6 protein-coding genes are annotated in these 15,556 nt (G+C 59.9%); 1 reads left to right on the top strand and 5 read right to left on the bottom strand.

The window, feature by feature from the left end:
- Nucleotides 1–12: 12 nt before the first annotated feature.
- The 3 genes from D0Y96_RS18975 to D0Y96_RS18965 all read right to left on the bottom strand — a co-directional run bounded on the left by D0Y96_RS18975 (nucleotide 13) and on the right by D0Y96_RS18965 (nucleotide 8,037).
- Nucleotides 13–1,230 carry a hypothetical protein gene (locus D0Y96_RS18975; protein ID WP_117303204.1) on the bottom strand — a complete coding sequence of 406 codons (1,218 nt, stop codon included), beginning with the start codon at nucleotides 1,228–1,230 and terminating at the stop codon, nucleotides 13–15.
- A gap of 78 nt (nucleotides 1,231–1,308) precedes the next feature.
- Nucleotides 1,309–5,217, bottom strand: a complete 3,909-nt coding sequence (locus D0Y96_RS18970; protein ID WP_117303202.1) for a TonB-dependent receptor — start codon at nucleotides 5,215–5,217, stop codon at nucleotides 1,309–1,311.
- Between the two features lie 15 nt (nucleotides 5,218–5,232).
- Nucleotides 5,233–8,037 (bottom strand): RNA polymerase sigma factor, encoded by a 2,805-nt coding sequence (locus D0Y96_RS18965; protein WP_117303200.1) that lies wholly within the window; start codon nucleotides 8,035–8,037, stop codon nucleotides 5,233–5,235.
- A 459-nt stretch (nucleotides 8,038–8,496) separates the two neighbouring features.
- Here D0Y96_RS18965 and D0Y96_RS18960 point away from each other — a divergent pair, with 459 nt between their 5' ends.
- A complete protein-coding gene (locus tag D0Y96_RS18960) occupies nucleotides 8,497–10,425 on the top strand; it encodes an FG-GAP-like repeat-containing protein (protein ID WP_158562494.1) in 1,929 nt (642 codons plus the stop codon).
- Nucleotides 10,426–10,624: 199 nt separating this feature from the next.
- Here the strand turns inward: D0Y96_RS18960 and D0Y96_RS18955 are convergent, their stop codons facing one another.
- Complete coding sequence (locus tag D0Y96_RS18955) at nucleotides 10,625–11,992, bottom strand: phosphatase PAP2 family protein (protein WP_117303196.1); 1,368 nt, start codon at nucleotides 11,990–11,992, stop codon at nucleotides 10,625–10,627.
- 85 nt (nucleotides 11,993–12,077) lie between these two features.
- Nucleotides 12,078–15,401 carry a TonB-dependent receptor gene (locus D0Y96_RS18950; protein WP_158562493.1) on the bottom strand — a complete coding sequence of 1,108 codons (3,324 nt, stop codon included), beginning with the start codon at nucleotides 15,399–15,401 and terminating at the stop codon, nucleotides 12,078–12,080.
- Between the last annotated feature and the right edge of the window lie 155 nt (nucleotides 15,402–15,556).

The following is a 15,556-nucleotide window of genomic DNA, read 5'->3' as shown; positions in this document are numbered from 1 at the left end:
TTTCGCGAAGTGTCATTGCTGATAGAGCAGAAAATCGATGATGGCTGTACCGTCCGGGGTGACAGGATTCGCCACTTCGACGAACAAAACATATTTGCCGCCGGGATTGCCGGCGACGGCTACGCCCGGAAAAGTGCAGGTCGGATTTCCCGAGGCATCGGTTCCGGCATAGGGTGTGCTCACGCAGACCTGCCTGGGATCGGGGATGGTCGCGGTAACCGAGGGATAGATGCCGTTGTGGCTCGGGTCCTGCGTCCCGAGATGGATGGTGAAACTGGTGCCTGGCGTCTGCGAAGGATCACCTGAAGGAAAGACTCCGCCCACCATCTGCCCGTCCGCCGCATTTGTGGCGGAAAAGTACATCGGCTGTGTGAGCTGGCCGGGAACGTTCGTGTCCTGCGGGCTTATCGCGGAAGCATCGTACTCAAACCCCGCGTAGCTGGCCCCGGTCAGCGCGCTGGTGTCGATCGCGCTGCCGGGCTGAACCACGCCGGCGAGCGACGGCGCGCCTGCGCTGTTCATGATGAAGTAGCCGTTGGGGCTGATAGCGACAGTGTCGACGCCCGGAGTTCCATTCGTCGTCGTGGGAATGGTCGTGACATAGCCCTCGGCCGCCTGCGCGCAGCTCCCGTTGCCGAGCGCTGCCGGCTTCTCATCCGTGCCGTCGGTCTGCAGTATGTCGAAGCCGGAGAAGCTCCAGTTATTCTGCGATGTGCTTACGGTGACCCTGCCGTAGCCATTGCCGCCGATCTGAACAAACTGATACGTTGTCGGGCTGCTCATCAGGGGCTGGCAGCCGTTGCTCTCGGCAAAGACAGCAGGAGGTAATTGCTCGGTTATCGGAGGGGCGAACTCGAGTACAGCCGTGTCGCCGGGGACTTCCAGCGCGTAGAGCACCTGCTTCGTATATTGCGGATCGTCCGATACCGTAGTGTTGAAATATTCGAATGTCTTCGGCGTCGTGATGTTGCCGATAAAGTTGACGTAACTCCCTCCTGGATAGCTGACATCGTTGAGATTGAAGTAGTTCGTGCTGTGATCGGTCGTCAGGCCATAGACGCCGCCTAATCCACCACTGGAGGCCTGCGTGCCGACATAGGTATGAGCCTGGCTGGATGTGGGAATCGAGGTGTTCTGCTGAGTCCCGCCGCCGCCGCATCCGGCCACGCCTGCGCAGAACAGAACAACCGCGCATGTCTGCTTCCAGTAGCCCGTCCGTCTCGTTTGCATCTTTGCTTCTCTCCGGATCACCGCGTTCTCTCTCGATCTCTCTCGTTGCATGGGTTTGCCCAGGTGGAATCGAAGGGGTTAAAAGGCCAGCCGCAGACCGAACTGAATGGTTCGCGGACGGTGCGCATCGACCGGATGCAGAAAGGAGTTGCCGGTAAGGCAGCCTTTGTCCGTCGTGCCGTCGCCCGGATCGCCGGCCGAGAACTGGTCGCCCGATCCCTCCGCTCCATAGCAGCTCACGGTGTTGTTTGCCTGGTTGCCCAGCACCGGGTCGTAGATGCGGAACTGCGTATGGTTGAAGACGTTGAAGGCTTCGGCGCGGAACTCCAGGTTCCGGCTCTCGCCCAGCGGAAAGGTCTTGTCCAGCGTCGCGTCGAAGTTCCATCGCTGCGGATTGTTCAGCGAGTTGCGTCCGGCGTTGCCGAAGGTCAGGCCGCGGGGCGCGGCAAAGGCGCCGGGATTCAGCAGCAGTGGTCCGAAGTTCGTCGCCGTTCCCGCGACCTTCGGGTGAGGTCCGTGCGGATCGCCCGCCTTGTCGGGGTAAGAGCCGATGCCGACTCCGTTATAGACCCCCGCATTGTCTTCCACGCCGACGCCGTTGGCGCTGCCGCCATTCAGAACCGTGAATGGAATGCCCGTCTCGAAGAGTGTGAGCCCGGAAAGCTGCCAGTGATCCAGCAGAAGCTTCGACATACGCGACTGCAGAAAGTCGCCGGGTTTGGGATTGATGGCCGCCGTATTCTCGGGGTTCGGATCGCTGGATATTCCGCTGAGAAAGTGCTGCAGCGCGCTGCGCAACGGCATGTCGTAGATGTAGCTGATGTGCAGCAGCTGCCGCTGATCGAAGTTTGAGCTGGCGCGGTTCGACTTCACATCGTAGGAGTTCACGAACGTCGTGTCGGAGCGGTCGGAGGCGTCGTCGATGGAGTGGCTGTAGGTATACGCGACGCCCAGCGTTAACGGGCCGCTGATGTGGCGCAGCGTCGCCTGCAGGGAGTGATAGCTGGCGTTGGCGGTGTTTTCGAGCGAATAGATCTGTCCCATGCCCGGCGCATATTTGCGGAGTGCGCTGGGCGCTACCGTTCCGCCCTCGCCGAAGCCGTAGCAGGCGACCTCGAGATTGACGTAGGCCGGGCTCTGGGGCTGGATGACCGTGCCGTTGGGCAGATTGAAGTTGCGCTGCCCGTCGAATCCGCCGCCCGGATCCAGATAACTCTGGCAGGTACGAGTCAGCATCGGATCATGCGCGCCGAAAGGGTTGATGGTATTGGAGGCCGGAAGCAGCTGATTGAGCTGCCTCTCCAGCGCAAGGTGCGTTCCCTTGCCGCCTACATATCCAAGAGTGCCGAGGGTATGGCCGGAGACCTGCCGCTCCACGCTCAGGCTCCACTGCTGCACATAGGGCCATGTCGCGCGGGTTGGAATGGAAGTGACATTGAGAGGAAAGGCTCCGGTTCCGCGCACACAGTTCACTCCGCAACTGCCGATGGACTCGGACTGTGCAGGATTGAGATCTTCCATGCTCAGCACCATCGGAGCGCTTCCTTCCAGCGATCCGGTATTCGCCTCGTTCGCCGTTCCGTGCTCGAAGAAGATGCCGTAGCCGGCACGGATGGCGGTTTTGCCGTTCCCGTCCGGGTTCCAGGCGAAGCCGATGCGCGGCGCCGGATTCCAGAGATGGCCGCTCATGCAGCCGGACGGCACTCCGCCGGCTCCGCACCGCACGATGCCGTTCAGAATGACGGGATTGACGCTGCCGTCCTGCTCATAGATGGGCACACCGTTCCCGGTGCTCACGTTGACCAGGTATCCCTGCGTGGGATTGACCGTCACAGCCTCGGACGTGGCCGCGCTGTACCGTGAGGCCACCCAGTTATAGGCGTTATGGTTCTTTTCGCCATAGGTGCCGAAGAGACTGACCCGGATGCCGGCATTGACGGTCAGCCGCGAAGTGACCTTCCAGTCGTCCTGAAAGTACGGCTCGACGATCTGATAGCGCTGGTAATACCTGCCCTGTCCGCTGTCCTGCTGGAAGGCCGACGGACCGCCTCCGCTGTTGTCATCCCAGTCCACGAAATCCGCGAATGCATTGCCGGTCGAGAAGGACGAGCTCTGGTTGCTGAAGGTCAGCAGCCCCTGCACGTCGCCGGTCGCCGCTCCAATGGGTCCGTTGATCTGGTTGCGCTGAAAGATAATCCATTGCGCGCCGAACTGCAGAGCATGCCTGCCGAAACCCTTCGAGATGCTGTCGCTGAAGCTGTAAACGGGATTGGTATGCGCCCACGGCATGTAACCCGGATCGGTCGCAAAACCGAAGCCGCCATACGCGGCATTGTTGCCCGCAATCCGAATGCCCGGCAGCTTGCCGCCGAAGCCGTTATTGAAGATATAGCCAAGCCCTGGTGTTCCGGAGAGAGCTGCCGGTCGCGCAAGATACACCGCCGCTCCTGGAATGTCCGCGAAGGTAATGGTCGAATCGGTATAGCTGGCCGTGAAATCGTTGATGAGCGTCGGCGAGAACGTCGAAATCAACCGCGCCACCATGCTCAGTCCGGGGCCGTACACGCGGTTCTGTATGGTGGGAAAACTGTTCTGCACATATCCGTACTGCGGCACCGGCACGGTATTGCTGTATTCATCGTGGATATAACGAAAGCTGGCCTGGGTTTTGTCGCCGATGGCCTGATCGATGCGGAAGAGCTCCTCCCGCCAGTAGGTCGGAAGGGAGACCTCGCTGTTGTAACAGGAGCCGGCGGTCGAATTGCAGCCGCTGATCGCATTGGGGTTGGGAATAATGCCCGTGCCCATGAGCGCGCGATAGACAGGCGCAATATTGGTGCCGCCGATCTGGTTGCCCGGGAACGTGACATGTGTGGCGTTCTGGTCCTGCGCGCTGGGACAATCCGGATAGGCGGCCAGGCTGAAGGCGGTCGAGTATCCGTAATTCACATACGGGCATACATCGCTGAAATCTCCGTTGCGCTCCGCCAGTGAAGGCACGCCCTGCCGGTAGGCATAGGGATCTTTCTCCAGCCGCGTCTCTTCCGAGAAAAAGAAGTGCGTCCTGCCTTTGGCGTCGTAGAGATGCGGAATCGAAAGTGGTCCGCCGATCGTTCCGCCAAAGTCGTTGCGCCGGTACAGCGGCGCGCCGTTGGTCACATCGAAATAACCTTTGGCATTGAACATCTCATTGCGGATGAATTCGTAAAGGTCGCCGTGATATTGATCTGTGCCTGATTTGGTCGTGACGATCGATGTCCCATCGCCCGTGCTGGGATACTGCGCGCCATAGTTGGAGGTCAGAACTTTGATCTCCTGAATGGCGTCGATGCTGGGCGTGACGATCAGCGACGTGTGATCTTTGTTGATGCCGACATTGAGCGTCTCCGAGCCATCCACCTGAAAGCTGTTGTATTCAGTGCGGCCGCCGTTGACGGAGTAGCTTACGCTGCCCGCCATGCCCACCCGCGCCTCGTCCTGGCCCGTCTGGTTGCTCACTCCGGGCGTGAGGGCGAGAAGCTGCGTGTAATTGCGCCCATTCAGCTGGATACCCGATACTTCCTTGCCGGTGATGATGCCGCTCACCTCTGCGTTCTCGGTATCTACCTGCACTGCGGACGAGATGGAGCCGCCTTCGACGGTGACGCTGGACTGCGCGGCTCCCACCGTCAGCTGCACGTTGTAGACAAATGCCTGTCCGGCCGTGATGGCGAGATCGCTGCTCTGGGAGCGGCCGAAGCCTTTGGCGCGGACCGTAATCTGATAGCGGCCGGCCGGCAGATAAGGAGCCGCATAGCTGCCCGTTGAATCGGTTCTGATCTGTCGCGACTGCATCGAATCCAGATTGAGGATTTCAACCTGTGCATTGGGAATCGCAGCTCCCTGCTGGTCGGTCACCTGACCGGTGAATCTCGCTGTCTGTCCGAAGGCAGATACAGCCGTCGCGATCAGGAGACACGCCAGGCCTCGTAGAAATTTCCAGTGCATTGGACCTCGTTTTTCTTATTGCTTCTTGCTGATGAAAGGCCGGTCGCCTGCAGCATTCGGCAGATCGGGGGCAGTCGACAGGGAGCTGGTAATGGAATGCAGCCGTGCAATCGCAGCGAGCAGTTCGGGCACCGTCGCCTCCACCGGGCGGGCCTGGCCGTCTGTCGAGGCCACTTCCCGGCATAACGCGAGATTTTGAGCGGCACTCGAAAGCAGCCCCGCACGGATTGGGGCAGGCTGTTCACCGTCGTCTCCCCCTGGACGCGTGAATCCGATGCCATGCAGCAGACTCTCTTCATGCTCCAGCGCGGCCTCGACGTTTCCGCGATGATTTGCGATCAGAACGGTAAGCGCAGTGCGGGCCTGAGGCGTCAGATCGCTGCCCGCGGAGAAGTGCTCAAGAAGGTCGGCAATCTCCTTGCTTTCGCGATCCGCCGAAGCCGCGGCCAGCACCAGATCCTGCGCGAGCTGAGCTGCCTGCTCACGCGTCTGTCCCTGCGGGACGAGGTATATCTCCAGCGGCGAGAGCTGCCGGACGACAGATGCAGTCCTGATGCTGGTGATGCCGTCTGCTGTGGTCCTGCCCCGCGCCATCTCGTCAAAAGTGAACACCAGCGGAGTTACATGATGCAGGCGCACGAGCTGCGACTCTATCTCCTCTTTGCGCTGTTCGCTTTCGACCAGGCCCCGCACCTGGATACCGTCTCCATTGCGCGTGACCTCGATCTGCTCGCCCTGATCGGCATGGAGCCGATTGAGAACCAGCAACGCGGAAAGCTCCGCCTCGTCCAGCTCCGCCGCCGAAAGCAGGTGCGGCAGATGAGCAGCCAGAGACGGATGAAGGCGTCCGGGAATCGCCGCGCCGCCCACCAGGGGCTCGAACCAGTCCTGATTTACGGCTCCCCATGGAAGCACGTCGTAATTCAGCTCGGCGATCTCGACCGTGCCGCTGTCGCGCAGCACGATCGTCCGGTCCACCGTGTGGAAGTCCGTGTCGCGAATGGTCAGCGTCTCTTTCACAACCGCTGACTTCGAGAGAGGCGTAGTAGTGAGGGTCAGCAGATGCACGCCCGAGCGCGTCACCTCGTCCCGCGTCGTCCCGGAGCCACGCCGCCATGCCGCATAGTCAGAGGCGGAAAGCGGCGCATCCCAATTGATTCCGGCACTTGCCAGTGTGCTCCGCAGCAGCTCGTCTTCGCGTGAAAGCTGTTGCCGGCGCGGACGGCGCACGCCCTGCGCGTCCCGGTAAATCGTCCGTTCGACGGTACGGCGCTGCGTGCGGATAGAGACCTTCTGGTAGATCACTCCGGGAGATTTTCCCGACACGGCGCCTGCTTCTGTCGCCTCTGCGCGGAGCAGCAGCACGTTGGCGGACATGCGGGGAATGCTGCTCCACCAAAGCAGGAACAGAGCAATCGAGACAACTCCCAAAATTGTGGCGGCTGCAAACAGGGGATTCATCCTGGGAACGAGCGAATCGTGAGCATCGACGATCCATGTCCTCACTTTTTGCCATAACGCGCGCCATCCCGACGGACGCGCCGGAGCGGAAGCGGCTGCCGGCCAGGCGGCAATGCTCTCGGGCGCTGCGCTCTCCGGGTCCTGGTACGAGACCTCGATAGCAGGCCAGGTCTCGCCATAGCGAACCGTCGCGGCCACGATTCGCTCACCGCTCATATGCAGTTCGCGCCGCAGCTCCAAAGGCTCGCCGGGTTCGATCTCCGGCACGAAGAACGACAGCAGGCAAACGCCCTGCTCGCTCACGATCTCGATCAAATGCACCTTTTCATCGGCGGCCAGCTTCAGCGCGAAGCGATTGCTCGGCAGCGTCAGATCCTGCTCCGCGCGCTCGATGCCGTCGATGCGGATCAGCAGCTTATGCGGCTCATGGTGCTCGATGGCCTCCACGCGGCGCCGTGCGCGGCGGAGATCAAAAGCCCGCTCCGTGCCCGCTCCGCCTGAGCCGGGTCCGTTTCTGCGTCCGCGGCCATCCACTTCGGCGTCATGCCGTTCCGCGAGCAACGGAAGGCCCAGCAGATCATTCGCCCGATCGAGGCACGTGCGGCACACGGCATAATGTCCCAGCAACTCCGTGGAGACCTCGCCGTATTCGGCGCCTGAGTATATCTGCTGCAGCACTCGCCGCGATGGACAATGCCGCCTGCCGAAGCTCAGCAGATGCTCCCGAAGAGCCTGCAGAAAATCCTTGCGCCGCGCGCTGACCTGAATGCGCTCCATCCATGCAAAGCGCTGCTCGACCGCCGCGGCCTGCGGGGCACTCAGGGCCAGACGCACTTCAGACTGCGCCTCCTGCAGCCACTTCCGGATCGTCGGCTTCGAGTTCCGCGTCAGCGCCGCCAGCTCATCGATGTAATAACCATGTACGAAGCGCAGCAGAAACAAAGCGTGCGCCCGCGATTCATCTTTTTTCGAGAAGGCGAACTCACAGATATGGACCAGCTGCTCGCAGACCAGCGACACCGTGGAAGCAGGAGCCGAGCTGAGGCTTAGCTCCGCCGACTCGTAATCAACGACAGCCAGCTCGCCCAGAGGGTCGCGCATGCCGCGCCGCACATGCGCAAGGTGAAGGTACTTGACCATCGAGAACAGATACGCGTCCAAGTTCTCGATCTGTCTTAAATCGGGCTTCGCTCCGGTGAACTGTACGAACGCATCCTGCAGAAGGTCATCGGCGAGATCGCGGTTGCCGCGCGTCAGCTTGACTGCATGCGCCAGCAGCGTCCGGTAGCGGCTCACGAATGCGTCCTCGTGCGCGGCGTCCCGGCTGACGATCAGCTGTAATGGAGAAAAACCCTTCACTACTGAATACGTGTCCCGCAGAAGCTCTGGAGGAAAACAGATTCGATTAAGAGTCTGTGAATCGTTTTGCCTCTCTCACATGGCCACGTCATGGAAACGGCAGTCTTTTCCCCTCAGCCTCCAGAAGAGACACTTTCTGTTACGGGAGAATGAAAGATTTTTCCCGAAACCGGATGCAGAGCCCGGCTCACGCGGATCATGAGGCTTTCTGTCGAAGAAGTCTGCGATGGGGGATCTGCCCGCCCGGTCGCTTCGACCGGACCTTCCATCTGTGCAGAGCTGCACCGGCTCAAATAATGATCCGAGCCAGTCCGCATCGGCCCTTCCGGCTTATGGTCCTGGCTTGACAGTGCACTTGCCGGCTTCATACCATCCATGCATCATACCCAAGGCTATTTGCATAATCTGCAAAACGGCCCTGACACCGTCGAGAATCCAGGGAGCACCATGATGTTCCGCATGAAAGCCGCAACGATCCTGTCCTGCGCCGCCCTGCTTGCCGTGCCTCTGCTGCACGCCGAGGCCGGTCCTACCTTCATTCCCGATGCGACATTCAGCGGATCGGCACTTGCCGGCTGGCATACTCTCGGCTCCGCCTCGTGGAAGGCGAACGATGGAGAGATTACGGCTAGTGGCGGCGAGGGCTGGCTGGTTCTCGACAAGCCCTATCAGGATTCCGCGCTTTACACCTCCTTCCGCTGCACCGGGCCGTGCAATACCGGCATTCTGATGCGCATGGAGAAGCGTGACGAGGGTTCAACCGGCGTGATGCTCGCCGTCGAAGGCGACTCTCTGGTCTGCTATCGCGTGATGATCGACGCGAATGGAAAAATCACCAGCAAAACCGCGCTCCGCAGGGCCGGCGGGCAGGCCCGCTACGCACCACCGCCGCCGCCGCCCGGAGAGACTCGCCCCGCGCGCGGAGTTCCTCCGCCGCTTCCTCCTCCGCCCCCTGGAGTCACTCTGATGTCGCATCCGCCACGTGGTCTGCAGCCCGGGTGGAATCAGATAGAGGTGCTGCTCGACGCTGAAATCATCCGCGCCTTCCTCGACGACGGCGGCGGCGAAGCAAGTGCAGCCGCTGAAAATATGGATGAGTACGGCCCCATGGCTCTCTATGTCGGCCCTGGCAGCGAAGTCAGCTTCAAAGATGTCGCATGGAAGAATATCGCCATCAAATCGCACCCGGATGAGGTGGTCGGCGCGGGCTTTCGTATGCAGCGCATCAATGAGTTCTTTTATGGATGGTCGGCGGCGGCGGCGGACTTCAACCACGACGGCAAAATCGATATCGTCAGCGGTCCGTTTATCTATTACGGCCCGTCCTTCCGCGACTCAAGCGAAATCTATCCGAACGAGGCCTACAACACTTCGACGCAATACCCGGCGAAGGACTGGATCGAGCGCGCGGCGGACTTTAACGGAGACGGCTGGCCCGATGTGCTGACTTCAGGACGCGGGGTCGGGGCCGATCTGTACATCAATCCCCATGGAGAGATGCGCCGCTGGAAGCATTACCATGTGGTCGATTCGATCTTCGGCGAAGAGACGATCCTTCGCGATATCGACGGCGACGGCAAACCGGAGCTTATCTACACCTCCGGCGACGGCTACATCAGTTATGCCAAACCGGACCCGAAGGACGTCTCCGCAAAGTGGATCATCCATCACATCTCCGAGCGCGGCCCGTGGCCTCCGCATGGCATTGGAGCCGGAGACATCAATCAGGATGGCCGCATCGATATTCTCGACGCCGAAGGATGGTGGGAGCAGCCCGCCGCCGGCGCGGACAGCGGACCGTGGAAGTTTCACCCTGTCCCCTTCGGGCGCTGGGCGCGCACCTCCGCGGGCGGATGCGATATGGCCGTGTATGACGTGAATGGCGATGGTCTGCCCGATGTGGTGACCACGCTTCAGTCCCATGGCTGGGGCCTTGCGTGGTTCGAGCAAAAGCGCGACAAAGCGACGGGAGAGATCAGCTTCGTCAGGCACGATGTGATGGGGATGCACTTCGACAAAAATGCCGGCGGCGTTTCCTTCTCGCAGCCGCATGGAACGGCGATGGCCGACGTGAACGGTGACGGCATTCCGGACTTCATCGTCGGCAAGCGCGTCTTTTCCCATCTCGACGACTTCTACGATCCCGATCCATACGGCCCTGCGGTCCTCTACTGGTATCAGACCGTGCGCGATCCGAAAGCACCAGGCGGAGCCAGGCTCGTGCCACATCTGATCCATAACCGCTCCGGAGCAGGCTCTGACATTCTGGCCACCGATCTCAATGGCGACGGCAGAGTCGACATCGTGGTGGCGACACGCAGCGGCACATATATCTTCTGGAACGAAGCAAAGGGCGCTCCCCGCACAGAAAAAGCCGCGAAGAAGTAAACCGGCTCAGAAGTTCGCGTTGTTCTCGGATTCCGGATGGAGGATGCGTTCCAGATCGCCATCCTCCGCTGTGCCGAGCACCACACCGGCCTGCGAAAGAGTCCTCTGTCAGGATCGGCCGCGCTTATGACTGGATGCCCGGAGACATCAGCCCCCTGGGACATCAGACCCTGGACATCAGACAGGAACAGGCGTCTGTTTACTTTTGGACATTGAGCTCCGCAGCCATGCCCGCGGCGGCATAGAGGTTCAGTCGAGAGTAGACACCGAAGGCCGAACCATTATCGAGAAAACCGCCCCCTGGCCCCTCGGTCTGGGTAAGGATATGATTTGCCTGTTCGGGGCTGAGATTCGGAAATGCGACGGTCAAAAGGGATGCGGCCTCGGGCGCGAGCGCGTTCACGTCTTCCAGTTTGTTTGCATTCTGCGGATAGACGACCGGCAGCTCGTAGGTCTGCGTGGATGCATAGAACGCTTCGTCGGCAGCGGAATTGTTGAACCGGCCTGTGTCTTCGCGAGCGCATTGCGCGACAGGCTTACCGCACGCATCCTGCAGCAGCCGTGTGACCACCTCTCGCGTCGTTATCACCTCGGCGCGGAAATCGTCGATCACCGGAACTCCCGGCTTTTTGAAGTCCTGGCCGACATAATCCTGGTTATTCGACAGAAGTTTGGCCATGTCATAGAGAGCTAACGTTCGCCCCGCCACTACATCCATTGCGTAGTGCGCTCCCATAAGGATGCGATTATTTCCATATTCGGCGCCACGCACAATCATCTGCTGGTACCTGTCCGGCACAAGAACGGCAAGCATCACAGCAGCCGTGTAACCGAAGACGGTGTGCCCGCTTGGATAAGAAGGACTCTTAGTCAGGTCCATCATGATTCCGCGGTTGTAGAGTGTGTTGGTCGAAGAAATATTGAAGTAGTCGACGCCTGCGATTTCCATCGTTTCAGGCAGTGTCTGAAATGGCCTGGAGTTGCCGTAAGGATCGGCGCCGGGTTCTCCTGCCTCGAGATGGTAGGCCTTGCCGTAGATATCGGTCACTCCATCCGCGGCCCTGAGAATGTTCTTCGCCTGCAGCGAGACTCCGACTGTCCCGTCTTTCGTCAGGTTGCCGAAGAAAAATTTGGCGGAGTTCGCGTTCAGGCTCGTCGTCGTATGCGCATAGGCAATGAGGCCGGAGAGCTCCGCCGACAGGTTCGTATAATCGGTGCGGCTGGAATAATGAGCGCGCGCCACATAGGCGCCGCCGAGAGTTGTCCCGAGACCATCTGCAAACCCGGCCAGATTGCCGGTGGTCATAAAGGTATCCTGAAGCGCCAGCTGCTGCTGCTCGGTAAAGGGCAGCAGAGTCGGCTGCGTAATTTTACCGGTGTGGATACCTTCGGTGATGGCGAAGTTAGCGCCGAGCGCGGATTTGCCGTTAGCGTTCGAGTCCAGTAACAACGTCGCTGTGGGTACAAGGCCCTCGAGAGCGGCCATATCTGTCTTTGACTGCGCTTCGACACGGACAACCAGTGTGGCGCACAGTACTGCCGCCGTGAAAAATATCCTGCCCCTCATATCTCCTCCCGTTATCTTCACGAGCGAGCGGCGCGCTGCGTCTGACCGCTGCAGCGCACCACTCAGGAACAGAGACTCAGGAAGCTCAGAAATTCAGCTTGCCCGAGATGCGAAGGACGCGCGAGTCCGCTGCGCTTCCAAAGGTAGAAGTGATGTGGCCGAAGCTGGAAGACGACACGCTGTTGCCCGGCAATCCAAAATTGGGCGTGTTCGTTGCGTTGAAGGCCTCGCCGCGGAGCTCAAATCGCATGCTTTCGGTAATCGGAAAAGATCGTCCGATTCCGAGGTCGAGGTCCGCGTCTCCAGGACCGCGCAGAGAGTTGCGGCTGGCCGTTCCGAAGGTTGGCGTGGTGACGGGAGCAAACGCGCTCGTATCGAACCAGGTCGCGGACTTGCCGATACCGCCGAGTGTCGAAACATCATCTTTGACCTTGTTCGCTACCTGAGTGTTGAACGGCGCGTTCAGTGAGGTTCCGGAAGCCAGTGGCGTAAAGGGCAGGCCCGTGTACTTTGATATGACCGCATTCACCGTCCATCCACCTGCGATCCAGTTGACGAGGCCGGAACCGTTCAGGAACCGTTGCCCTTTTCCAAACGGCAGGGCCGCGGTCGCGCCGAAATCGAAAACCTGGCTGCGGTTGAAGTCGCTCACCGCGCGGTTTCGCTTCTGATAGGCTACGGCGTTAAACAGCGGAGTGCTGTCGTCGTCCGTCGCTTCATCGATCGATTTGCTGTATGTGTAGGCCGCGGTGAGAAGAACGCCGTTTTTGAACGGGTGCTTCAGGTTCAGCTGCAGCGCGTTGTAATTCGCCGTATCGAAGGGAAGAACGATCTGCGTCTCGGCATTTCTTCCGAAGGTGGTGTAGAGCGGCTGGCCTGCTGCGCCGAGACCGGGCGTCTGGCCTGCGTTGGCTTCAAGAAATATGGTCTGATGAATGGTCTGCGTGCCCACGTAGCCGGCCGTAAGGTCGAATCCCGCAGGAAGGGCTCGCTCGATCGTCGTGTTCCACGACTCGACATAGCCTCTCGGGTAGACGCCCGCAGGAAACGTCTTCGTGTAGGCGGCCAGAGGAAGCTGCGCGACTCCATTGTTGATCACCGGAGCGACGGTCGCGAAGCCGGGGATTCCTGCGGTGAAGGTTCCCGCTGCCACATACGCATTGTTCGCATTCACAGTCTGCGCAATGGTGACCGGATATGGATCGCGCATCGCGCGTGTGTAGGGATATGGATCGATGCTGATGCCATAGCCGCCGCGGAAGACGGTCTTTTCATTCAGGCGGTAGGCGAGCCCGAAGCGAGGCGCGAACTCCAGTTTGCTGACCGACAATCCTGCCGCGGAGGGCTGGCCGCCGATCCCGCCCAGAATCACTTCGTTATTCGTAAGGTCGTATCGTTCAATGCCCTGGTTGCCGCGCGTCATCATCGGGTAGTACTCCCAGCGGAGACCGTACGTAAGCGTCAGCCTTCTTGAAGCCTGCCACTGGTCCTGAGCATACAAGCCGTACTGCCACTCGATGCCCGTCATCGGGTTCAGATACTGATAGCTCTTGCCGAGCGAATCCGGCAGTCCGAGAAGGAACTGCGCGAACGCATTCGCCGACGTTGGAGCCGAGCCGCCCTTGAGCGCAGTTACACCGCCGGTGAAGGTGAAGCCGCCGCGAGGTCCGAAGCCGCGCTGCGGCTGATATTCATTCAGGCGATTGTTGAGCATCTGGAGGCCAAAGCGAAGGGCATGTGTCCTCACGATGCGGGTAACGTTGGCGACATACGTGTAGGTATAGTCGTGCTTCACCTCCGGGGTATACGCATCGGCGTTCCCGAAGGGCTCCAGCCCGGTAACGGAAAATTCCGGCAGTCCCTTTTGATTCGGATCAGCACCGTAAGAGCCGTTACCGTCGCTGTTGGTGCCGGGGATTCCGAGGCTCGGTCCGAGATCGGGACCAAAGTCGTTCTCGAACCAGTCGAGATGGTTGTGGCCGATTCCAAAGTTTGCGTCGATGAGCAGCCGGTCAGAGAAGGCGCGCGTGTAGCCGATTCCTCCGACGAGCAGATTCGTCTGGCTGTATCCCGATCCGGAGTTGCTTCCACCGGGGCTGAGTCCCGTACCGCCGCCCACTCCAAGCGTACTCGGACTCTTTACCTGCGCAGACATGGTGCTGAGCTTCACGAAGATATTCGACTTCGGATCAATCTGCCACGTGAGCTTTTCATCGAACGAGTAGCGATCGAGACTATAGGTGCCTGCGACAGAATAGTTATTTGCTGTTCCGGAAAGATTGGCGTGCGGAATAAGGGCCAGCATCCTCATGGCAGCCGGGCTGATCCCGCTCTCGATTGCGTTTCTGCCATCCGTGTTCTCGCTTGCGAAGGTGACGCGCCCCGATCCATCCGGGTTTCCTGTATTCGGATCATAGAGAAGAGGCTGGCCGCTGAAATCACCCGTCCGCTCCGCGTCGGTCGGAAGCGAAGTCAGCTCGGGATAAAGCTGGCGCTGAGAGAGTCCTTCGAATCCGGAAAAGAAGAACAGTTTGTCGTGAAGAATCGGTCCGCCGATATTCGCGCCGAACTGGTTGAGGATGTTTTTGGGAACGGAACTGCCGGCTTCGGCGAAATAGGTTTTGTTATAGAAGTAATTTCGCGCCGCCATGGACGAATCGGTATTGAGCTCCCACAGCTCTCCGTGAAACTGATTGGTTCCGGATTTGGTAAGCACCGTCACTACGGCGCCGCCCGCCAGGCCCTGCTCGGCAGTAAAGTTGTTGGTCACGATGTCGACGGATTGAATGTTCTCTGTGGGAGGGTTATAGAGCGTATGGTGCGGCAGATAAACCTGCTGAATCGCCGCTCCGTCCACCGAAGTTACATTGTCGTTCCGCGAGGCGCCGTTGATGTTCGTCGTCAGCGACCGTGAGGGTGTATCCATCACGGAATTCTGAAAGCGCGATGGTGTGGCCCCGGGTAACAGGCTTAACAGGCTCTGATAATTATCGAAGCCGCTGATGGGGAGGTTGCTGAGCTCTTTGCTGGAGATTTCTCCGTGGATCGAGCCGCTGTCGGTCTGCATCTCAGCCGCCGACGCGCTGACCTGCACCGACTGTGTCACCCCTGCGATGGCCAGCTTTTCGTCAGATCGCACCGTCAGATTGGCTCCCACAACCAGCCCGACAGTTTTCGCATTCGCGAAATTCGCCGCGCTCACATTCACCGTATAGATGCCGGGCGGAAGATCGGGAAAGCTGAAATCGCCGCTGGCGCCTGTCGTTCCCCGGTGTTCGACGCCGGTCTGAACTTCCGTTGCCGTGACTGCGGCGCCGGCAATCGCGCTTCCGTCAGGCCCTGTAACGGAACCGAGAAGGGTTCCATAGAGAACCTGTGCGACCGCGATCTGCACGGTGAATACAAACAAAAGTGCCGCTAATCCAGTGCATATTGACTTCACAACTCGGCGTGCCATGGTCTCTCCTGTCAAAGTTGAAGCGACTGATGCTGTTGCGGGTACGGCGAAAGCCGAATATCAGCTCGCTGGCTGGCTTTTCCCGCAGTATGTACAGCGGTTGTTAC

It is taken from the genome of Paracidobacterium acidisoli, from assembly GCF_003428625.2.
In the GTDB taxonomy this organism is placed as follows: domain Bacteria; phylum Acidobacteriota; class Terriglobia; order Terriglobales; family Acidobacteriaceae; genus Paracidobacterium; species Paracidobacterium acidisoli.
The sequence above is the reverse complement of the archived record's forward strand: the minus strand, read 5'-3'. Positions and strand labels throughout refer to the sequence as shown.